Raw genomic sequence first — 21,203 nt, 5'->3', positions numbered from 1 at the left:
CGACCTAGTTTTTCCATGAAACCTGGTCTAATCCAGATTGGCTAAGGTCATTCCTGTCGTCAAGCCACTGAGAGACCACGGTATTCCGATATTCTGCTTCATGTCGATATACAGGATTCGTCATTCCGAAAGCGGCTGATGACATGGACATCGTGTCAACATAGGTGTTTGAATGTTCCATGGAAAAAGAATGCAGTCTGCAAACAGCCATTCAGAACAGACTCTTTAGCTTATAAGATCTAATGATAAGAGAGGTGCTGTGACATACTATGAGGCTCTTGTCCTTTTTAGACAAGGTCTTACAATCCGGCGTCTGAATGGAACCTAAAGTCATGCATTCAGGATTGTCGATGTCAATGACAACCGATGCCCATGATTTCCAGTCCACGCTTGTATTCTCCTGCACAACCAGACCAGAAGTAACCTATCCAAGGTGTCTTCTTGCCTGATTTGGGAATATAGGAAGGATCGATGGCGATGGCTTTTCTTTTGCCTGTGAGATGCTTGCTGATGATAGAGCCGTTGAACGCAAACCAGTCGAAAGTTTCATGCTCAAAAAGGTTACGATAAGTCTGTTCTGAGAAACAGCCATATCTGCCCAATTGGAGGAAGTTTATACGATCCGGGATGGCCATGAATAATTTCATGGTGTCCATGAACGTTTTTTCAAAAGGTTTTTGTATATTCGCTACTGATTTGAGAGCCGACAGGCACTCGGATTGGTATTGCATAAGGAGTGTTTCTTTAGTCATAATCAGAAGAGTTGAGAGACTTCTAATTTACTAAAAAACCAGCGAATTATGCAATACTTTTTTACCTTTATTATCAGCAGGTTAGCACATTTTTTTCAGCACATTTCTTCATGCTTAACCATTCGTTTTAGACAACATTTCAATGACCTCTTTAGTGTTTCCGAACCGACTTTTGCCGGTTTTATTGTTTAACTTTTAATTTTTCGGTAAAAATTTACCGAAGTATTGTCAGCGTATTACGATAAATATTATTTGATTCCTTCTTGAAGAACGTATTTTATGTATCGGGAATAGGCTTCCTTTTTTATTTTACCTCATCATAAGTGCTGAATAATGGTCGCAGTAATTCAGGGATATCTACTCCTTGTTTTTTTATTTCTTCCAGACAGTTTTTACCTTTTTCGGTCAATGTGAAATACATCTGACGTTTGTCTTGTCTGCCCAGATGTCTGGTAACCATTTCTTTTTTTTCTATCAGGCTGATGGTCTTCGATGCATGTGAAGGAGTCATGCCCGTGCGTTCTACAATCGTTCCGGCCGTGACGGTTTCTTTGCCGATGCTACACAGTACCATAGCTTCGTTCAGTGAGATACCATATGTATTTATAAGTTGAGTTTCCAGTTCAGAGAGAGCTTTGAGCAGCTCTCTCATGATGCATATACATTTTATTTTTTCCATGGGTTTAAATAAATAAATTTACATTGGCCTGTTCTGCTCGTTCCATGTAAGTAGCTACACCTCCTATGGTCACATTATCCAGCAATTCTTCTTTTTTAACTCCCATAACATCCATTGACATCTGGCAGGCTATAAATTCTACTCCGTTGTCAATAGCTTGCTGGCGAAGAGATTCCAAAGAGTCGATGCCCTTGCGTTGCATGATGTAGCGCATCATGCGGGTTCCGATACCTCCCATGTTCATTTTTGAAAGCTTCAGCTTTAATGAGTTGGAAGGAAGCATCATGCCAAACATTTTTCCGAAAATGTCTTTCTTAACTTGTGGCTTATGTACCTTTTTGATAGCGTTCAGTCCCCAGAATGTGAAGAATATAGTAACTTTCTTTCCTGTAGCAGCAGCTCCATTAGCCAGCACAAAGGTAGCTAAAGTTTTGTCAAGGTCATCGCTGAACAGAATGAATGTTTTTCCTTCTTCGGTTGTGATTTCCTTGATAGCTTTTTCGCAAGAAGATGCTTTTTCAATCAGTACGCGGTATGTTCCGTTTGCTGATGATTTCTCCAGAAAATGGTTACCTGTACTTTTGCACCATGCTTTTGCGTCGCGTGGAAAACCGGCATCGGTAGCATGTATTTCAAGACGTTCACCCGGATTCAGGGTTTCCATGCTTTTCTTCAGTTTCATAATCGGGCCGGGACACTGAATACCACAGGCATCTACTTTTATAACTTTTTCTGTTGCAGGTTGGCAGCAAGATGCTGTAGTGTGACAAGAAGACGATGGCTGTTCTGGCAGGCAGACAGGAGTAGTAGCAGCTTTGTAGGTTTTGATTCCTCCGATAAGGTTACGTACATCCTGATAACTGTTGTCTTTCAGTATACAAGAGGCCAGGTATCCTCGTAATCCTACACCACAATATACATAGACTGGCTTGTTGGTCGGGATATCGCTCATGCGTTCACGTAGTTCGTCGAGTGGTACATTGATGGCTCCTGGAATTTTGCCCAGGCTGTATTCATCGGTGGTGCGTACGTCTACCAGTGTGACTTTACTTAAATCAGTTTGCTGAAGTTCACGCCAGTACAGCGGAGTCATTTTTCCACTTAGGATATTACCAGCTACATAACCCGACAATGCAACAGGATCTTTGGCCGATGAGAAAGGAGGCGCATAGGCATGTTCCAGTTCTGTCAGGTCGTATACCGTTCCGTTTCGTTTGATGGTCAGTGCATATTCATCAATACGTTTGTCTACTCCATCGTAACCGACAATTTGTGCTCCGTACAGTTTGCCGTCGGTGGGTGAGAAGGTGATTTTTATGTCCAGCATAGATGCTCCCGGATAATATCCGGCATGTGAATTAGAATGGATCGTTGCCGACAAGTAAGGTATATCCATCTGTTTCAGACGCTTGGCCGGAAGTCCGGTTGAGGCAACGGTCAGGTCGAATACTTTAGCAATGGCTGTACCGATAGAACCTTCATATTTTATCTTGTTACCAAATATCATATTGTCTGCCACGATACGTGCCTGGCGGTTAGCTGGTCCTGCAAGGAAATTCAGCCAAGGTTTGTGAGTGATGGGGTGCGGATATTCTATAGCATCGCCTACGGCATAAACCGACTCGTCGGATGTCTGCAAGTATTCGTTTACATAGATTCCTCGCATTTCACCTATTTTTAATCCGGCTTCGGTTGCCAGACGGGTTTCTGCGCGAACACCAATAGAAAGCAGTACCATTTCGGCATTTACTTTGATGCCCGATTTGAAGTTGACGGTTATTCCTTCTGCTGTTTTCTCGAATGATTCTACAGCCTGTTCCAAATATAGTCGGACACCTTTTTGTTGCAGATGCTCGTGTACTAGTGAGGCCATTGAATAGTCGATAGGTCCCATTACCTGATTAGCCATTTCTACTACCGATACTTCGATACCACTGTGATGGAGGTTTTCAGCCATTTCCAGACCTATGAATCCACCACCTACGATAACTGCGTGTTTTACAGCTTTCTGCTGCATGTAACTCTTGATATGGTCGGTGTCATTTACGTTCCTCAAAGTGAATATACCTTCAGTTTCAATACCCGGCAGGGGCGGACGTACAGGCGATGCTCCCGGTGAGAGCAAGAGCTTATCGTAGGATTCGGTATATGTCTTTCCGGCAGTACGGACTGTTACTTCCTTTTTCTTTACATCGATAGCCGTTACTTCCGAACGGGTACGTACATCGATGTTGAAACGCTTGCCAAACGACTCGGGAGTCTGTACGAACAATCGCTCACGGTCTGAGATGACTCCTCCTATATAGTAAGGTAAGCCACAGTTGGCATACGAGATATATTCACCTTTTTCGAATAAAATGATTTCAGCTTTCTCTGTATTACGGCGGATACGTGCAGCGGCAGTTGCACCTCCGGCTACTCCTCCGATGATAATGTACTTCATATGTATATTCTTTTATGTTGTTATTATTTTCTAATGGAAACATTTTGCAAAGAAAATAATTTATTCTTTATGGATAAATTTTTCATTGGAAAATATTTTCGTCTTTAATTGTTATTAACATGTTGTGGCTTTCATGAGCTGAAAGTAGAGGGAAAATTGTAGAATATGAGTTGGATTTGCTGTACAAGACGTATTTTTTGTTTATTTTTGACACATAAAACTTTTATATATAAAAACATACAGATGAAACCAATACATTACACACTGTCTGTCCTGTTACTTGCTTCGGCTTCACTTTGGGCAGAAAACAATGAAGGATATAAGTTCGAAACAGTAGTTAACCAAAAAGTCACTCCGGTGAAAGACCAGGCTTCTACCGGTACATGCTGGTGCTTTGCCACAACCTCTTTTGTAGAAGCAGAACTGCTGCGCCAGGGCAAGGGTGAATATGATTTGTCGGAGATGTTTATCGTACGTCAGAAATATATGAATCAGCTGAAAGATAATTTCTTGCGTCAGGGCAAGGGGAATATCGGTCAGGGAAGCATTACTACAAGCTGGATTACGGCATTCAATCAGGTCGGCATTGTACCGGAAGAAGTTTATACGGGTATTAATTACGACTCAAAATTACATAACCATTCGGAAATGGTGGAGTATATGACAGCTATAGCCAAAGAGGCAGTTAACATGAAAAAGTCATCTCCTCAGTATGAGCAGCTGATAAATAGTTTGTTTGATATTTATTTAGGAAAAGTACCTGAGAAGTTTACTTATAAAGGAAAGGAATATACCCCTAAAAGTTTTGCTGAAAGTTTGGGCATTTGTACGGATGATTATGTGATGCTGACAAGTTTTACTCACAAACCGTATTATGAGCCGTTTGAGATTGAGATTCCCGATAACTGGGAGCACGACCGTATGTATAATTTGCCGCTGGATGAGCTGATAGAAGCTACCGACCATGCGCTGACCAATGGTTATACTGTGTGCTGGGACGGTGATGTAAGCGAACGAGGCTTTTCTTTCTCGAATGGAGTAGCCATTAATCCGGAGGTAGATGATGTAGACGAATATAAAGACAGTGACCGTGCTCGTTGGGGACAGATGACAAAGCGTGATCGTCTGGCAGAGGTGTTCCAGTTTAAGCATCCTTACCCGGAAGTGAATGTAACTCCGGAAATCCGTCAGCAGGGATATGAATCGTTTGCCACAACCGATGATCATCTGATGCATCTTACTGGTATTGCTAAAGATCAGAACGGAACAAAATATTATATTACCAAAAACTCTTGGGCTGCCGACAGTAATAAATTGGGAGGTTATCTGAATATGTCGGAAAGTTATGTACGTGCCAAGACTATTTTTGTGATGATGCACAAGGATTCACTTCCCAAAGAATTGAAGAATAAGCTGGGAATCACGGCTCTTTCATTTAAGCTTAGATAAAGGCACATAATTCCCCCACCCACTTCTTATGGGAAGTAGGGATTTTGTTATGATTGATACCCAAAACGTTACGAATCCTCTGAAATTACAAATTATCTCATTTTTGATCCAGCATATGTATCATTGCGGTAAAGTCCAAAGAAAGTTCTCTAATAAGTTCGGCCGTTCCCTTAGCCTTGTCGGAGAGCTTTTTCCTTTTACCTTTCCATATAGAAAGTATTGCCAGTACTATCCTCTGTATCGTGTCAAGGTTTCTGGCGGACCTTGCACTATTCCGCCTGATGAAGTCCTGCCTCAGGTTGCGGTCAAGGTCCCAGTGCATGCTTTCTATTGCCCAATGCATTCTGGCTATTGTACTCAGCCGCCTGGCACTTCCGTGAAAACTGGAGACATAGAACCTCCTCTCGGAAGATTTCTGACCATCAGATTTTCTCTCCGTTGCAGTCCGTATTTCGACAACCGTCAGATTTCCATTCCACTTTTTCCTGTCCGTAATCAGGTCATTTCCACGAAAGATACGGCATACTCTGGTCTCTATTCTGCCATGTTCAAGAAAAGGGCCTTCCGAATATACATCCACAGGCTCTGCAAGTTCGACATTGTCCTCAACCCCATATCGCAGAGTTCTCTGGTTTGCCTTCAGCTCGATAAGGAAATCACCGCCTTTTTCCCGGATTTTATCTATGATGGCTTTCTGGAAGGACATGGCGTCTGCCGTAACTATGCATCCTGACACATCCACCTTGTCCAACAGTTTGGGTACGGAAGTTATCTCGTTGCTTTTTTCTTCACACATGTCCGTGGCAAGGGTGAAACCTCCTTCAAGGGAATAGGCGGATACGATGTCGGGGGTGCGTCCGTTTTCAAGTACCGTCCCTCTCATTGCCTTGCCGTCAATACAGAGGATGTCTCCGGCACAACCGACAAGCTCATCATGGAAGGTGGAGGTAAATTCAGACATCCGCTCAGACATGGCTTCATCATCAATATGTTTGAATATACGGCAGAGCGTAGGTTCAGAAGGCACACCGTCCAACAAAATTCCTAAAGAGCGGAAGCGTTTCAGATTACGCTCGCCGAATCTGATTATATCCGGTCTTGTCATACACTTGCCCAGCCGTCCGAGTATTACAAGGAGAAGAATATCTTCCAGCTTGTATTTGTAGTTTCCCTTGTCTGTCCTGCGGTAATCCGGCACTGATTTCACAAATTCTTTCAGATGTTTCATTATGCTGCCACGACGGCAGAATGCATGTTTCTTTTTTATATATTAGATATGCAAAATGTTGCATATCAGCAAAATAAATCTTATTTTCGCATAGCGAAAATTAAGGCGGAAATCAAAAAACGACCTCTGTCGCATTTGATTTCCGCCTACAAAAAATAATTTTATATGAACGATAAAAAGAAACACCGGAAGCGGTGCTTCCTGCATCGCTGTGCGCAAAAATAATGGTTTTTCGGAGAATAACAAGGATTATAGAGGTTGTTTTAAATGAAAGAGCCGTGGCTGGGAATTAAATAAAACGGATTTCCGGTTGAATCCATAGTAAAATACAGACAAAAGAAATCTCTTAAATAGAAGTGTTGAGAGCATGAATATTATGCTTCTGTTTGAGTTTGGATAAAATGAAATGAGGCTACTCTTTTAAGGTAGCCTCATTTCATTTTATTGTTTTGATATCATTCACCATTGTTTCGATATCCGTCAAAGAATTTTTTGAAAAACAGCCATTGATAGTCTATTGAATTATTCCAATAGGTGCTGCTATGTTTCCCGGGACGGATGATAAAATCGTGGAAAATACCTCGTTTTTCCAATTCTTCATGAAATTTCTGGTTGACTTCCAGGAAGAAATCTCCTGTGCCGCAATCGATAATTAATGCCAGATCACCATTTTGAATTTTATCCAGCTGTGTCATTACAGTGTGCTCATCCCATCGTTGACGGTTTTTGGATAGCTCTCCAAGTTGTTCTTTCATTTTCCATTCGTGAGGAAACGGACGAATGTCTACACCACCACTGGTACTGCCTCCTGCACCAAAAACATCTTTATGACGAATAGAAAGCCACATACCTCCATGACCACCCATGCTAAGTCCTGTTACAGCTCTTCCTTTCCGGTCCTTTATTGTTGAATAATGTGTATCTATATACTTTACCAGTTCAGAGGAAACGAATGTTTCATATTGGCTGTCGGCATGGGTAGGGCTGTCCCAGTACCAGCTGTTTTTTCCGTCCGGACATACTACGATAATTCCATCCCGATCTGCCATTTGAGGAAGTTCTGGCTTAATTCCCAACCAGGTAAGTGAGTTGCCTCCATATCCGTGCAGCAGATATAGGGTAGGGCATTTTTTCCCTTCTAAAGCTTGATCGGGCACAATGACTGCTACTTTAATCTCTTTTTTCATTTTAGGACTTTCTACCGATAATGTATCGATACGTGCAGCCATCGTATTGAGGGCAAATGATAAAATCCCCAAGCTGCATACTATAATTCTTTTGATAGTCATTTTTATTTTGTTTTTTGTTATACCATATCATCTCCTGTTTTGGCAAAGGTAACTCTAATTGTTTTATGGAAAGGTATAAAACGTGAAATAATGGCGATTATCAGAGTAATGATAAATAGCCACCCCAGTATCTCTTTTAATGCCAGCAGCAGACTCTGTTGCTGCAAAGTAGTATAGAGCGAGGTTGTTGCCAGTTGGGTAGCTTCACTATATTCGTGTCCCTGAGCCAGGCCGCTTGTAAGCGATTGTGAGAATTTCGAGGCAGCCAGAGGATCAGCCATCGTTATGGTCTCGGATAAAGAGTGCATGTATTTTTGCTGTAGCCTGTATAGCGTATTACTGTAAAAAGATGTAGCTATGATAGGAGCTAGTACAGAACGGAATATTATCAGAAAGAAAGCATTCGAAAGCAGGAACTTCGGATTCAAGTCTTCTACGGCAAACAGAGCGAAGGCTATAATCAGAGCCAGCATACCCAATCCACGCAGGAAGATGGGAAAGAACAACATTTCGTATGTACTTTCAGGCGAAATACCGAAATAAAGGATGCCGAAGAAAATAGCGAAGCATGCCATACCTCCAGCAATGAAAAAACGGAAACGCCAGCGTTGCCATCTGAACCACCAGAAACAGATGAATGCTCCTAGTATATATCCGGGTAAAAGCCAGATATAAAGTACATAAGAGTGTGTACTGTCTACTTTTAGAATAGATGTCATGTAGTTCGTCAGTAATGTGGTTGATGTACTGAAAAACATGATGAGCATCATGTAAAAATAGCCAACTATAGCTTTAGGTTGATATAAGGGAGCCAGATTGACATAAGGAGTTTCGGAATGATATTGCATCCAGACAAAAAAAGCTATCAGAATCGGTGCTATGGCAATGTAAGCGCAGATTTTGTAGGATGACATCCAGTCGAGTATTTTTCCGTAATTGATGACATACATCAGCATCAGCAGACCGATAGCGATTACGAACATCTCCCGCAGATGCAATTCTTCTATGGGAATTTTCTGTAACGGGCGGTTGTGGCGATAGCAGACTATTACCAGCAATATAGCCAATAACAACAGAAGCATCATAAAATAATACATGTACTTCCAGTTGTAATGATAGGCAAGTTCTGCTGTGAGCACCATAGATATCTGGCCACTTCCATATACTAATGGATAGAAGTATGAGTAGAATTCGCTACGGACATTTTTCGGACTGAATATCTTTTGTGCATGTCGGATAAACCAAAGCATGAGGAATCCTTTCAGAAAGCCTATGGCAAAACTGGCAACAATCAGAATATCCGCACTTTGCGAGCGGGCGCATATCCAGCTTAATATAAATTGCAAAGCCAGATCGGCGAGCAAAAGAAACTTGACTGAGAAAGCAGACAGGACTTTCGGTACGATGGGATAGGCTATTGCCATGCCTGCCGAAGCAGCGTAATATCCCATTGTTATATCTTCTGTATTGGTACCTAGTGTGCTGGATACCTCAAGCATACTTCCTGTATACGAACCGTTGAGCATCGTTATAGGAAGAATAATAATGAAAATACTTATCAATGCCAGCCAGTTGGGAACCCACTTACGTACGGGTAATCCCAGTTCTCTCATATTTGTCATTTGCGTAATGCTTCTGTTTCTACCATCATTCCGGCACGCAGGTGCTGTGCATCTTCTTCACTGATATTGATAATATCGATACGGACTGGAATACGTTGTTGTACCTTTACAAAGTTGCCGGCAGAATTATCTGTAGGAACAAGCGGATATTTTGAGCCGGTTGCTTCTGATATAGCTGTAACTTTTCCTTCAAACACTTTTCCTGGCAAAGCGTCTACTTTAATACGTACCGGTTGTCCGATGTAAATGTTTACAATCTGCGTTTCCTTATAGTTTGCAGTAATCCATTTATCTTTGCTGCGTACCAGGTACGAAATGGTTTGTCCTGCCTTTACAAACTGTCAGGGCTCCAAGGTACGTCGCCCCATATATCCATCGTAAGGAGCAGTCACAACAGTATACGAGAGATTCAGGCGTGCTAAGTCTAAGTCGGCTTCTTTGCGGAGGATAGCTGCTTCAGCGCTGGTATTCTTTTTGCTTGCTTCCGAATATTGTGACAATGCTACACGTTTTTGTTCGAGTAAAGCCTGATAGCGTGCTTGTGCTGCGTCGTAAGCAGCTTTGGCTTGTTCGTATTGCTGTTCGGGTACAGATTCCTCTTTAAGTAACCGTTCGAAGCGATGATAGTCCTGTTCCAGTTGTCATAATTTGGCTTTTGCCTCGGCAATGTTTGCTTCCTGTACGGCAATGTTTGTATGTGAGGTTTCGATGCCTGAGTGGAGTGCATCCTTCGAACCTTGAGCGTCGAGTAGGGAAGCTTCTGCTTCTTTTACCTTTATTTGATACTCACGGTTGTCGAGAACTAACAGGGTATCTCCTTGATGGACAAATTGATGTTCCTTAAAGCGAACTTCTTTGATATATCCTGTTGCGCGGATATTCAAGGGTATGACGTATTGATCGACAAAAGCGTCGTTTGTTACTTCATAATTTATGTACCGCCAGAAATAAGTGGCAGTCCACCATAATCCCGAACAAGCCAGGATGATACAGATGGTATTCAAAGTGAAATTGCGAATACGCAGTTTCTTTAGTTTTTTCTGTTTAATTTCTAGTTCAGACATAGTGCTTGGGATTAAGTTTGTGAATTACAAGCGTCCGCAGGCGCGTTCCAGTTGATAATAAGTATAAATAACCCGGGTACGGGCTGAAGTGAGCTGAAGTTCTGCATTCAGACGGACAGAGTTAGCATCCAGTAAATCTGTCAGTATAGCCAGCTGGTTCAGATAGCGGTTTTGCATGATACGATAGTTTTCTTCTGCCTGTTTGACAGAGAGTTTTAATGCTTCTACCTGTTGCAGTGCTTCATGATGACGAAGGTAGGCCGTACGTACATTAACTTTGATTTGCTGCACCCTTTGTTCTTCGATGTTCTGGCTAAGTCTTACCACAAGTTAACTTTCTTTAGTCTTATGGTTGTTTTTGTCTAATGACGAAAGAGGGTATGATACAGACAAGCCTATGTTCCAATTATTATTATACATGTCGGCCATTGTTCTCGAGATAGGACGTGCCAGTGTATTGGCTGCATAAAGCGATATGTTTGGCAGGTATTCAGCTTTTGCCAGACGGACATCGTTTTGTGCTACTTCCGTTTGCTTGCGTAACAGTAATATTCCCGGATCATTCATACAAGCTTGTGCTACGTAGTCATCGTATTTTTCAAGGGCAATAGAACGGTAGAGCAAGGCTGTATCTGGCAATAACAAGCAGTTTTCGTTAATTCCTGGTAAGATATCCAGTTGTTGAGATACAAGTGCGATACTATTTTCTGTTTCTGTAAGTGAAAGGCGGTCGTTAGTAAGTTGCATTTCGCTTCGAAGTACATCATTATTTGTTATGGGTCCCTCCTTTTTCATCTGCTTGATATCTTTCAGCCGACGTTCTGATTCTTCAATGTTTCGGGTTAATACGTCGTGCTGGCGGAATAAACTAAACAAGCTCATATATTCCTCCAAGAGATTGAGCTTTATATCAGCACGGTCTGTTACGGTCTGAAGAGAGGCTATCTCTTTTTCAGATCTGCTTTATGTATAGCATATCGTATCTTACCTCCTTGATATAAAGGTTGAGTAAAATTTATGGCATAATTTTGTGACCAGTCGGGAGTATCTGGATAGGTTGCGTCTGATAAGCCATGCTGGAAAACAACGGGTTGTCCTATAACACCTCCGTTAAGCTCTATCTGTAAGTCGGGTAACAGTGAAGTACGTGCTGTCTTTCCCTGCTCGTGTGCCATTGATTCCTGTACTTTGTCCGCCTGGAGTTTCAAACTGTTTTCCACACCTAGACGGAACAGCTCATCCACGGTAAGAAACAATGAATCAGCTGGAGAAGCTATGCTTTTACAATAACTTCCTGAAAGTAGAAAGACAAGTAAGTATTTATATATTTTCGAGTACATCATATACGGATTTTAATTCGGACATCATGGTTCTGATGCTATCAAGCCCTATTATTTGTTCTGCATTTACATATACTTGATCCAATATGGGCCGAATCTGATTACGGAATTCTTCGCCTTCTTTTGTAAGGTAAACCAATTTGCTACGCCGGTCTGCGGGATCTTCTTTACGACATACGTATCCTTTTTTTTCCAGGTTATTCATCAGATTAGTCAGGCATGCTTTGTCTTTGGCTGTTCGTTCTGCTAAAACTTGCTGGGTGATACCTTGCTCGTGCCACAGGCTACTTAATATTTGTAGCATTTCGAATGTGATTCCTGCATTATTCCTTTTTAAAGTTCGTTGCATGGCTCTACGGAAAGACATGCGAGTGCGGAATACCTGCAGCATTAACTCTCTAAACTCTCCTCCTTCTCTCATGATTATCTTTTTACTTTTGAACTGCAAAAGTACGAATTTTAGTCTTGTTAGTCAAATATTTGACTAATTATTCATTGCGCATGATTGGAGTATATGTAGAAAAGCTGCTTATTATGAGTGAGTTATGCTTTTTTGATTATCGAGATGTTATAGAGAGGGGGATTCCTCTTTGCGCATGCTAAATTCGCATCCGCAATATTGCTGGTTGTAAAATCCATATTCTTTTATTATAGCAATACGCCGTTCGCTTAATCCTCCTTTTCTCCAGTTCTGATCCCACCAGATGACGTCCGGATAATTTTCTACTGCATATCTTCCTGCCTGATTAATCTGCTCTAAGCTTTTCCAATGTGAAGAAGCGAGCGTGGTAGTAATTACAGAAAATCCATTTTCGTGAGCATATCGTGCTGTATCGAGTAACCGCATTTTGAAACATTGCAGACAGCGTCCGCCCCGTTCTGGCTCTCCTTCGAGTCCTTGAACCGTGCATCGCCATGCCTCGTGATTGTAATCTGCATCGATGATATCCAGTCCTAACGACTGTGCATAACGCGAACATTCATTTTTGCGAATGTTATATTCTTCTAGTGGATAGATGTTTGGATTGCAATAGTAAATGGTAGGGCGTATGTCATGTTGCATCAGGCATTCGATGATAGCTGACGAGCAGGGGGCACAACATGTGTGAAGCAATATTTCTTTTGCATTTCCTGGAACTTCCAGTGTGAATTTCTTTTTTTTCATACGCTCAAATTGGAGATTTAGATGATTCTATATGCAAAAATAATCTTTTTGTGTGTGAGTGGAAAATGATTTTGCTCTGTTCCGGATAAAAACGGACGGACACCCTTTATGGTAAGGCATCCGTCCGCACTTCTTAGGATATTTATTTTTCCCTTTCTTGTATCAGAGTTATTTTATTTCGAACTCTTCTTTCATGTCAAGTTCATCGCCATGCATATCATAGAATTTATATTCCAGGAAAGCGAGGCTTTGATTAGGTATTATCTTTATACCAAATCCGAATTTCATTTGCCATTTACGTTTTAAGGAAACTATTCCTTGATTGATGTAAGCGGCAACATAGGGATGGATATGTAATGTAAATTTCTTGACCTTCAGTTTATTGACCAGGTAGTCAATTTTACTTTCCAATGTATCTGTAAATAATATGGAGGGCTTTATTTTCCCTTTTCCAAAACACGTCGGACAGTCTTCATCGGTATTGACGTCCATGGCAGGACGAACTCTCTGACGGGTAATCTGCATTAATCCGAATTTGCTGAGTGGCAATATGTTGTGTTTTGCTCGGTCTTTCTGCATGTTTTGGCACATGCGTTCATATAGTTTTTGTCGGTTCTCGGCAAGATTCATATCAATGAAATCGACAACGATGATACCTCCCATATCTCTCAGGCGGAGTTGTCGGGCAAGTTCGTCTGCTGCACCTAAATTTACGTCCAACGCATTGGCTTCCTGACCGTTGCCGGATTTGGACCGGTTGCCACTGTTTACATCTACCACATGCAAAGCTTCTGTATGTTCTATAATAAGATAAGCTCCGCTTTTGTATGAAACCGTTTTACCGAACGAAGATTTGATTTGCTTGGTTATTGCAAAATTGTCGAAAATGGGAAGTTGTCCTTTGTAAAGCTTCACGATTCCCGAACGTTCGGGAGCAATGAGCGTTACATAATCTTTTACTTCATTGTAAACGCTTTCATCGTTTACATAAATATTTTCATACGAAGGGTTGAATAAGTCGCGCAGCATGGCTACCGTGCGGCTTGTTTCCTCGTATACCAATGAAGGCAGTTTGGTTGCCTTTTGTACTTTTGAGATGGTATCTTCCCAATGCTTCAGTAATACTTTCAGTTCTGCATCCAGTTCTGCAACACGCTTTCCTTCTGCTACGGTACGTACTATTACTCCGAAGTTTTTCGGTTTGATGCTTTGCAATAATTGCTTTAAGCGTGCGCGTTCTTCGCTTGATTTGATTTTCTGGGAAACAGAAACTTTATCGTTGAACGGAATCAGGACAAGGTATCGTCCGGCGAAAGATAGTTCACATGTCAGTCGCGGTCCTTTGGTTGAGATAGGTTCTTTTACGATTTGTACGATGACTTCCTGTCCCTGCTGTAAAACGTTCGAAATGGTTCCATCCTTATCAATGTCGGGCAGTATCGATGCTTTCGACATTGGATAAAGTTTTTTTCTGTCGCTGATGACCTGCTTCAGATACTTTTGGTAAGAATTAAATTGAGGTCCGAGGTCTAAGTAGTGAAGGAAAGCGTCTTTTTCGAAACCTACATCCACAAAACAGGCATTCAGTCCAGGCATGAGCTTGCGTATCTTGCCTACGTACATATTGCCAACCGAGAAAGACAGATTTCGTTCTTCTTTCTGGAACTCTACCAGGTTCTTGTCTTCCAAGAGCGCAATAGAGATTTCTTTAGGCTGTACATCTACTACTAATTCGCTTGTCACTTGTTACTTAGTTTTTAGAATGTTAATAATGCTTTTCGAAATATACAGACGTAACATGTTTCGGTAAGATGAATAGTTTAGATTGGAAACTTGTCTGTAAAGTCTGTATTATCACATACACAAAGAACAAACCTGAAAGACTAGTAGGAGCTTTACAAGTTTGTTCTTTATTGAAGTCGGACAGACTAACAATTATTTTTTGCTTTTATGTCTGTTCTTTCTTAGTCTTTTTTTACGTTTGTGTGTAGACATTTTATGTCTTTTTCTTTTCTTTCCGCTAGGCATACTTTTAAAAATTTATAGGGTTAATACTAATGTTAATTTATTTCTTTACTGAAAGAGTAAATGTTTTAGCTGGCTTAAATGCCGGAATATTGTGCTCCGGAATAATAATAGTTGTATTCTTTGAAATGTTACGGGCAGTCTTCTGCGCTCTTTTCTTCACAATGAAACTACCGAAACCACGAAGGTATACGTTTTCATCGTTTGACAACGATTCTTTTACTGAATCCATAAACGCTTCAAGTGTGGTCAGGACTGTTGCCTTGTCAATACCTGTGTTTCTAGCAATTTCGTTTACAATATCTGCTTTAGTCATTTCGCTAATAATTATTGTTATACGTTATCTTAATTTTTTGGATTGCAAATATATAGCTTTTCTCGTTCTCAGAAAAATTTCTTTCGAACAAATTTTATAAAAAGTGGCTTGTGCTTTGCTAAAACCTTTATTTTTGCTGAAAATTTGACTGGTATAAATATTGAAAAAACATTTTGGATGAGTTTGCTGAGCGACAAGATTATAAATTGGTATAAAGAGAATAAACGTGATTTGCCTTGGAGAAATACGAAAAATCCTTATAAAATATGGATATCTGAAATTATTCTGCAACAAACGCGGGTAGCGCAAGGATATGACTACTACTGCCGGTTTATAGAACGTTTTCCCGATTTCCAGACCTTGGCAGATGCTGATGAAGATGAGGTGATGAAATATTGGCAGGGGCTGGGTTATTATTCCCGTGCCAGAAACTTGCATGAGGCTGCTCGTTCGATTGCCCGGGAGGGCGCATTCCCTGATACATATGCAGGAGTCAGGAAAATGAAAGGAGTAGGCGATTATACCGCAGCGGCTATTTGTTCCTTTGCCTATGATATGCCTTGTGCCGTTGTCGATGGCAATGTGTATAGAGTGATATCGCGTTGGATGGGAGTAGAAGAGCCGATTGATACAAATTCCGGTAAAAAACTATTTGCGGAGCTGGCTGATGAACTGCTGGATAAAGCACAGCCTGCATTGTATAATCAGGCTATTATGGATTTTGGAGCACTTCAGTGTGTGCCGTCTTCACCTTCGTGTTTATTTTGTCCTTTGTCTGACAGTTGTGTGGCTTTGCAGAAAGGCATAGTAGATGAGTTACCTTGCAAGAAGCATAAAACAAAAGTTTCTAATCGCTATTTTCATTATTTCTATGTACGTGCAGGGGCTTATACCTATATATATAAGCGCGGGGCAGGCGACATCTGGCATAATCTGTATGAATTTCCTTTGATAGAAACAGAGGCTCCACTTGACGGGCAACATATTCTTCAGATTCCGGAGTTTGAACGTTTGTTTGGAGGGTGTCAGATAGATAATATCAGGTTGGTGGCAGAAGGAGTGAAGCATGTGCTGTCGCATCGGATTATCTATGCTGATTGTTATGAAGTTGTATTGTCTGAAATAAGTATGCTGGGAAAAGAATATCAGAGAGTTTTGATTGACGACTTACATAAATTTCCCGTATCGCGCTTGACTTCTCGTTTTTTTTCTCTAATTTTGAAGCCAAATATTTAAAAGAAAGTAAATTATGTCATTAAATAAAGTTCAGTTGATAGGCAATGTGGGAAAGGATCCCGATGTACGTTATTTGGATAATGGTGTAGCGGTGGCAACATTCCCCTTGGCTACGACAGACCGTGCTTATACATTGGCGAACGGTACACAAGTTCCGGAGCGTACAGAATGGCACAATATTGTCTTGTGGCGTGGCCTTGCCGAAACAGCAGAAAAATATGTTCATAAAGGTGACAAACTGTATATTGAAGGAAAAATCCGTTCTCGTTCTTATGACGATCAGAACGGAATCAAGCGTTATATTGTAGAGATTTTTGCCGATAATATGGAGATGCTTACTCCGCGTACAACTCAGGCTGGCACGGCACAACAGCCAATGCAGCCGGGTGTCGCTCCTCAGCAGCCTTCATCGGCACAAGCGGTACAAACGGCTGACGCTTCCGATGATTTGCCGTTCTAAAGCCGAATGCTCTTTCTCCGTAAGCGGCATAGTCTGGTATATTACTTGTATAAGATATTTCAGACAGTACAGACTTGCGGCGAAAGAGAAAAAAGAAAATTGATGTTTAACTAAATATTTATTCCTTGGACCCTGACTCGTGTATATCCTACTTACAGGATTTATGTGACGGAGTGACCGTCGTTCCCCCTTCTATGGGGGCTATAATTGCATTGATTCTTGCAATTCTATTATTGTATGCTTCTGGTTTTGTTTCGGCATCCGAAATCGCTTTTTTTTCGTTGTCCCCTTCCGATCTGAGTAAGGTGGATGAAAATGAGCATCCTTCTGATTCACGCATTAGAGCTTTGCTTGATGATTCGGAACGTTTGCTTGCTACCATTCTTATTTCGAATAACTTTGTCAATGTAACAATAATCATGTTGTGCAATTTCTTTTTTGCCAGCGTGATAGATTTTGGCGATGCTCAGTTACTTGAGTTTTTGCTCATAACGGTTGTGCTTACTTTTCTGTTGTTGCTTTTCGGGGAAATCATGCCGAAAATATATTCTGCACAAAATACGTTGAAATTTTGCCGTAAAGCAGCACCGGTTGTTTATCTGTTGCGTTCTGTTTTTAAGCCCGTGTCGAATTTGCTGGTACATTCCACTTTTTTGATAAACAAGCTTACCAAAAAACGTAAGGTTCCCAATCTCTCGGTCGATGAACTGTCGCAGGCTTTAGAGCTGACCGACAAGAATGAAATATCCGAAGAAAGCAATATGCTGAAAGGCATTATTCGTTTTGGTGAGGAAACAGCAGAAGAAGTCATGACTTCAAGACTTGATATTGTAGATCTGGAAATAAACACTCCCTTTCCGGAGGTTATAAAATGCATCGTGGAAAATGCTTATTCCAGAATACCCGTATATGAAGAGTCGCGCGATAACATTAAAGGTGTTTTATATATCAAAGACTTGCTCCCTTATTTGGATAAAGGAGCCGACTTTAAATGGCAGAATTTGATACGTCCGGCGTTTTTTGTCCCTGAAACGAAGATGATAGACGATTTGCTTCGCGATTTTCAGGCCAACAAAATTCATATTGCCATCGTGGTAGATGAATTTGGAGGAACATCGGGCATTGTGACGATGGAAGATATTATCGAAGAAATCGTGGGTGAGATAAACGATGAGTACGATGAAGAAGAACGTACCTATGTGAAGATTTCGGAGAACGTATATATCTTTGAAGGAAAGACTTTGCTTTCCGACTTCTATAAACTGGCAGAAATCAATCCGGATGATTTTGAAGCAGTAGCTGGAGATGCCGATACATTGGCTGGACTGTTGCTGGAGTTGAAAGGAGAGTTTCCCGTTCTGCATGAAGTAATAAATTATGACCGTTACCGTTTTGAAATCCTCGAAATGGATGTTCGTCGTATAGTAAAGGTGAAAGTCACTGTAGGAATGAATACAAGTAAGGAAAAGAAAGATTGATCATCTATGCCTCTTCTTAAAAAGTGGATTGAAAACGGAGCTTTATTCGCTATCTGGCGCGTTGAGGAAACTGCCGAAGAGTTGAGAAAAATGCTGGTTGCTTCTTTGCCATACGATGAAGAATTGTCGCAGTTGAAGTCGGAGGCACGCCAGTTGGAATATCTTGCTGTGCGGGTATTACTTCGTGCTGTTTGTGGAGAAGAAAAACATATTTCTCATTATTCTTCAGGAAAGCCATTTTTGACCGACGGAAGTTTTCATATTACAATCTCTCATACGCGAGGATATGTTGCTGTTGGGCTCCATGCTACATACGAAGTAGGAGTTGATATCGAGTATATTTCCAATCGTGTTCGGAAAGTTGCCGGTCGGTTTATGTATCCGGGCGAACTTCGCCATTCATCCGATACAGCTTATCTGCTTGTCCAGTGGTCGGCAAAAGAAACCATGTATAAGTTGCTCGATGAACAAGGAGTTGATTTTCTGGAGCATCTTCGTATTGTTCCATTCCAGCTTCAGACGGACGGCAGATGTGAGGGGCACGAGTTGCGAACTTCTTCACAAATTCATTTTGATATACATTATATAGCTTCCCCTGATTTTGTTTGCACCTGGTGTGTGCTGGATCGTTAATTCTTATGATATATATGTCAGGAAGTTTCAGTAATTTTTCGTACAAATTTCTCTGACATTTGTACGATTTTTAGAAAAATATCGAGAAGTTTTGATGAAGATATGCTGAAGTTTTGGATAAAAAATAAGGCTGCTTTTAACTGTATGATAATCAGTTGAAAGCAGCCTTAGCTTTTTTAAATATAGATTGATATGTTTTCTTTGTTTTTACGCCTCTTTGTTTTTACGCCTCTTTGTTTTTTTGTAGAGTAAAGACGAACTCAAGTCCACCATGAGGATTGTTCTTGGCGAAGATAGTTCCTCCGTGGAACAAGACGGCATTTTTAACGATGGCAAGTCCCAGTCCGGTTCCTCCCAGTTTTCTTGAACGTCCCTTGTCTACTCGGTAGAAGCGTTCGAACAAACGGTTCAGATGTTCTTCCGGAACTCCAACTCCCGTATCGGAAAAGCTGAAATAATAAAATTTTTCATCTTCACGGAAGCAGTTGATTGTAACTGTTATGTTCGTACCGGCATAAGCAATAGCATTATCCATCAGGTTACGGAAAATAGAATAAATCAGCGAGTTGTTTCCGGTCAGTATCAGGTTGAAAGGAAGTTTGTTTACAACTTTTATTTGTTTTTCTTCCAATCCCAATGCTACTTCATTCAACATGTTTTCTATCAACTTGCTCAGGTTGACTGTTTCTATTTCTACCAGATGTGGAGCTTCATCCATACGTGTTAGTACAGAAATATCCCGTAAAAGTATAGTCAAGCGGTTACTCTGTGCGTAACTTCGTTCCAAGAACGTATGCATGGTAGCTGGTGTAATGTTAGGGTTATTCAAAATTGTTTCCAGATATCCCTGTATACTGCTCACTGGAGTTTTCAGCTCATGAGCGATGTTTTGTGTAAGCTGGCGTTTCAGTCGAGCCTGTTCTTCTTCCTGCGTCACGTCTATGATGGAAATTTCGAAGGCGTGATCCTGAAAAATAATACATTCTACTGAGAACGAACGTGCGTTTTTGTCGATATGCAGTGAAAATCTTTTTTCTTCCTTATGAAAATTTCCTTCGTTTCGGTTCAGGAAATCCGTGATAGGAGCCAGTTCCGGAATGGAGAAAACTTCTTCGGTAGAAGTCAGGTTATGGTCGGATATCGTATTTGCATATTGAGTAAGCAGGTTATTTACCAGAATTTCGTTTCGTTCGCGGGTAAATACTCCCAATCCCTCGTGTGATGTCTGTAAATGCGATATCAGTTTTTCACGTTCGATATACAGTGCTTCCTTAGCCCGATGCAGTCGTTTGTATATCTTGATGATATGTTGTGATATTTCTCCAAGTTCATTCTTTGGGAATGATTCCAGAATATCAAGATCTATCGGTTCGTTTCGGTCAGCCTTTAATGCAAATTGCTGCAACTGGGTGATAGAAGTTCCCAGTTTATGAGTAAAACGATAGAAGATAGACATCAGTATCAAACTGATGATAATAGTAAACCAGATGAATCCGGAATCAGCACGCAGATGTTCGCTCAGACTTACATTGTAAGGAAGGGCTGAGCGTATTATTATTTGTTTGGCCGGATAATAACGTGCCGAATAAAAAAATTCTTCTCCGTTCAGACTTTCTGAGTAACGGCTGATAGAATATCCACTGCCGTACATCAGGGCATCTTGTACTTCTTTGCGCGAGCTATGATTCTTAAACTGTCTGATATCTTTTTGGGTATTGTCGTAAAGCACTTCACCTTTGGAAGTGATAAGTGTTACCCGCAGGTTAGGAATCATATGCGTAGTAACATAGTGTTGCAAAGTATCTACGCTGAAATTATCGTTTTCGCTGATAAAATCATATAATTGCGCATTATAGTTCTGCAACTGTGTATTCAGCAGTTCACTTTTGTATGACTTTTCGCGCTGATACTGAAACAGCATAAAGCAGACAGCAAAAGCGAGAAACAAAGTGATGACTGAAAGAAAAAGCCGTTTGTTGAATGGTAATAAACGATATGAAAGTTTAGTCATGATAGTTTTATAG

Annotated in this window: 15 protein-coding genes and 3 pseudogenes; 5 read left to right on the top strand and 13 right to left on the bottom strand. The window is 41.0% G+C overall.

All coding sequences use genetic code 11. From position 1 onward, the window contains the following. Positions 1–119 precede the first annotated feature (119 nt). From BACCOP_RS21485 to BACCOP_RS18135, 3 genes and pseudogenes are all read right to left on the bottom strand, one after another. Positions 120–752: pseudogene (locus BACCOP_RS21485) on the bottom strand (hypothetical protein); the annotation flags it as partial. Positions 753–1,056: 304 nt separating this feature from the next. Then, entirely contained in the window at positions 1,057–1,431 is a 375-nt protein-coding gene (locus tag BACCOP_RS18140) for a MarR family winged helix-turn-helix transcriptional regulator (RefSeq protein WP_007571691.1), read from the bottom strand. 4 nt (positions 1,432–1,435) lie between these two features. Beyond that, a complete protein-coding gene (locus BACCOP_RS18135; RefSeq protein WP_007571689.1) occupies positions 1,436–3,874 on the bottom strand; it encodes an FAD-dependent oxidoreductase in 2,439 nt (812 codons plus the stop codon). 243 nt (positions 3,875–4,117) lie between these two features. Between BACCOP_RS18135 and BACCOP_RS18130 the strand changes: the two genes are divergently transcribed. Beyond that, the gene (locus BACCOP_RS18130) at positions 4,118–5,323 is read left to right on the top strand and encodes a C1 family peptidase (RefSeq protein ID WP_007571687.1); all 1,206 of its coding nucleotides are present in this window, start codon (positions 4,118–4,120) and stop codon (positions 5,321–5,323) included. A gap of 97 nt (positions 5,324–5,420) precedes the next feature. Here BACCOP_RS18130 and BACCOP_RS18125 read toward each other — a convergent pair whose 3' ends face one another. From BACCOP_RS18125 to BACCOP_RS18085, 9 genes and pseudogenes are all read right to left on the bottom strand, one after another. Further along, entirely contained in the window at positions 5,421–6,551 is a 1,131-nt protein-coding gene (locus BACCOP_RS18125; protein ID WP_007565353.1) for an ISAs1 family transposase, read from the bottom strand. Positions 6,552–7,006: 455 nt separating this feature from the next. Continuing rightward, entirely contained in the window at positions 7,007–7,780 is a 774-nt protein-coding gene (locus BACCOP_RS18120; RefSeq protein ID WP_227994796.1) for an alpha/beta hydrolase, read from the bottom strand. 77 nt (positions 7,781–7,857) lie between these two features. Continuing rightward, positions 7,858–9,462: an MFS transporter gene (locus BACCOP_RS18115; RefSeq protein WP_007571681.1), complete on the bottom strand. Its 1,605-nt coding sequence runs from the start codon at positions 9,460–9,462 to the stop codon at positions 7,858–7,860. Then, a pseudogene (locus BACCOP_RS18110) lies at positions 9,459–10,526 on the bottom strand (HlyD family secretion protein). Before BACCOP_RS18110 ends, BACCOP_RS18115 begins: the two are co-directional and overlap by 4 nt. Positions 10,527–10,550: 24 nt before the next feature. After that, a pseudogene (locus BACCOP_RS18105) lies at positions 10,551–11,866 on the bottom strand (TolC family protein). Beyond that, positions 11,847–12,287 carry a MarR family winged helix-turn-helix transcriptional regulator gene (locus BACCOP_RS18100; protein ID WP_007571672.1) on the bottom strand — a complete coding sequence of 147 codons (441 nt, stop codon included), beginning with the start codon at positions 12,285–12,287 and terminating at the stop codon, positions 11,847–11,849. Before BACCOP_RS18100 ends, BACCOP_RS18105 begins: the two are co-directional and overlap by 20 nt. Positions 12,288–12,434: 147 nt before the next feature. Further along, on the bottom strand, positions 12,435–13,031 hold the full coding sequence (locus BACCOP_RS18095) for an epoxyqueuosine reductase QueH (RefSeq protein WP_007571671.1): 597 nt from the start codon (positions 13,029–13,031) through the stop codon (positions 12,435–12,437). A gap of 168 nt (positions 13,032–13,199) precedes the next feature. Further along, the gene (locus BACCOP_RS18090) at positions 13,200–14,774 is read right to left on the bottom strand and encodes an Rne/Rng family ribonuclease (protein WP_007571670.1); all 1,575 of its coding nucleotides are present in this window, start codon (positions 14,772–14,774) and stop codon (positions 13,200–13,202) included. Between the two features lie 322 nt (positions 14,775–15,096). Continuing rightward, entirely contained in the window at positions 15,097–15,372 is a 276-nt protein-coding gene (locus BACCOP_RS18085) for an HU family DNA-binding protein (RefSeq protein WP_007571669.1), read from the bottom strand. 177 nt (positions 15,373–15,549) lie between these two features. On the opposite strand from BACCOP_RS18085, the gene mutY reads away from it, so the two are divergent. The 4 genes from mutY (at position 15,550) to BACCOP_RS18065 (ending at position 19,179) form a co-directional block, all read left to right on the top strand. Further along, positions 15,550–16,608, top strand: a complete 1,059-nt coding sequence (gene mutY, locus BACCOP_RS18080; RefSeq protein ID WP_040312246.1) for an A/G-specific adenine glycosylase — start codon at positions 15,550–15,552, stop codon at positions 16,606–16,608. 13 nt (positions 16,609–16,621) lie between these two features. Then, on the top strand, positions 16,622–17,068 hold the full coding sequence (locus tag BACCOP_RS18075; RefSeq protein WP_007571667.1) for a single-stranded DNA-binding protein: 447 nt from the start codon (positions 16,622–16,624) through the stop codon (positions 17,066–17,068). A 125-nt stretch (positions 17,069–17,193) separates the two neighbouring features. Next, a complete protein-coding gene (gene gldE / locus BACCOP_RS18070) occupies positions 17,194–18,546 on the top strand; it encodes a gliding motility-associated protein GldE (protein ID WP_022126372.1) in 1,353 nt (450 codons plus the stop codon). Between the two features lie 6 nt (positions 18,547–18,552). Beyond that, on the top strand, positions 18,553–19,179 hold the full coding sequence (locus tag BACCOP_RS18065; RefSeq protein WP_007571662.1) for a 4'-phosphopantetheinyl transferase superfamily protein: 627 nt from the start codon (positions 18,553–18,555) through the stop codon (positions 19,177–19,179). Between the two features lie 223 nt (positions 19,180–19,402). Here the strand turns inward: BACCOP_RS18065 and BACCOP_RS18060 are convergent, their stop codons facing one another. Beyond that, positions 19,403–21,190: a sensor histidine kinase gene (locus BACCOP_RS18060; protein ID WP_040312241.1), complete on the bottom strand. Its 1,788-nt coding sequence runs from the start codon at positions 21,188–21,190 to the stop codon at positions 19,403–19,405. Positions 21,191–21,203: the final 13 nt, after the last annotated feature.

Origin of the sequence: Phocaeicola coprocola DSM 17136, assembly GCF_000154845.1 — a bacterium.
Classification (GTDB): domain Bacteria; phylum Bacteroidota; class Bacteroidia; order Bacteroidales; family Bacteroidaceae; genus Phocaeicola; species Phocaeicola coprocola.
This window is presented reverse-complemented; position numbering and strand designations above follow the sequence as displayed.

Excerpts from the sequence above, each read along its gene's own strand:
- BACCOP_RS18135 (WP_007571689.1), bottom strand. The coding sequence starts at position 3,874 with ATGAAGTACATTATCATCGGAGGAGTAGCCGGAGGTGCAACTGCCGCT.
- BACCOP_RS18095 (WP_007571671.1), bottom strand. The coding sequence starts at position 13,031 with ATGAAAAAAAAGAAATTCACACTGGAAGTTCCAGGAAATGCAAAAGAA.
- BACCOP_RS18075 (WP_007571667.1), top strand. The coding sequence starts at position 16,622 with ATGTCATTAAATAAAGTTCAGTTGATAGGCAATGTGGGAAAGGATCCC.
- BACCOP_RS18100 (WP_007571672.1), bottom strand. The coding sequence starts at position 12,287 with ATGAGAGAAGGAGGAGAGTTTAGAGAGTTAATGCTGCAGGTATTCCGC.
- BACCOP_RS18085 (WP_007571669.1), bottom strand. The coding sequence starts at position 15,372 with ATGACTAAAGCAGATATTGTAAACGAAATTGCTAGAAACACAGGTATT.
- mutY (WP_040312246.1), top strand. The coding sequence starts at position 15,550 with ATGAGTTTGCTGAGCGACAAGATTATAAATTGGTATAAAGAGAATAAA.
- BACCOP_RS18140 (WP_007571691.1), bottom strand. The coding sequence starts at position 1,431 with ATGGAAAAAATAAAATGTATATGCATCATGAGAGAGCTGCTCAAAGCT.
- BACCOP_RS18065 (WP_007571662.1), top strand. The coding sequence starts at position 18,553 with ATGCCTCTTCTTAAAAAGTGGATTGAAAACGGAGCTTTATTCGCTATC.
- BACCOP_RS18060 (WP_040312241.1), bottom strand. The coding sequence starts at position 21,190 with ATGACTAAACTTTCATATCGTTTATTACCATTCAACAAACGGCTTTTT.
- BACCOP_RS18115 (WP_007571681.1), bottom strand. The coding sequence starts at position 9,462 with ATGACAAATATGAGAGAACTGGGATTACCCGTACGTAAGTGGGTTCCC.
- BACCOP_RS18120 (WP_227994796.1), bottom strand. The coding sequence starts at position 7,780 with ATGGCTGCACGTATCGATACATTATCGGTAGAAAGTCCTAAAATGAAA.
- BACCOP_RS18125 (WP_007565353.1), bottom strand. The coding sequence starts at position 6,551 with ATGAAACATCTGAAAGAATTTGTGAAATCAGTGCCGGATTACCGCAGG.
- BACCOP_RS18130 (WP_007571687.1), top strand. The coding sequence starts at position 4,118 with ATGAAACCAATACATTACACACTGTCTGTCCTGTTACTTGCTTCGGCT.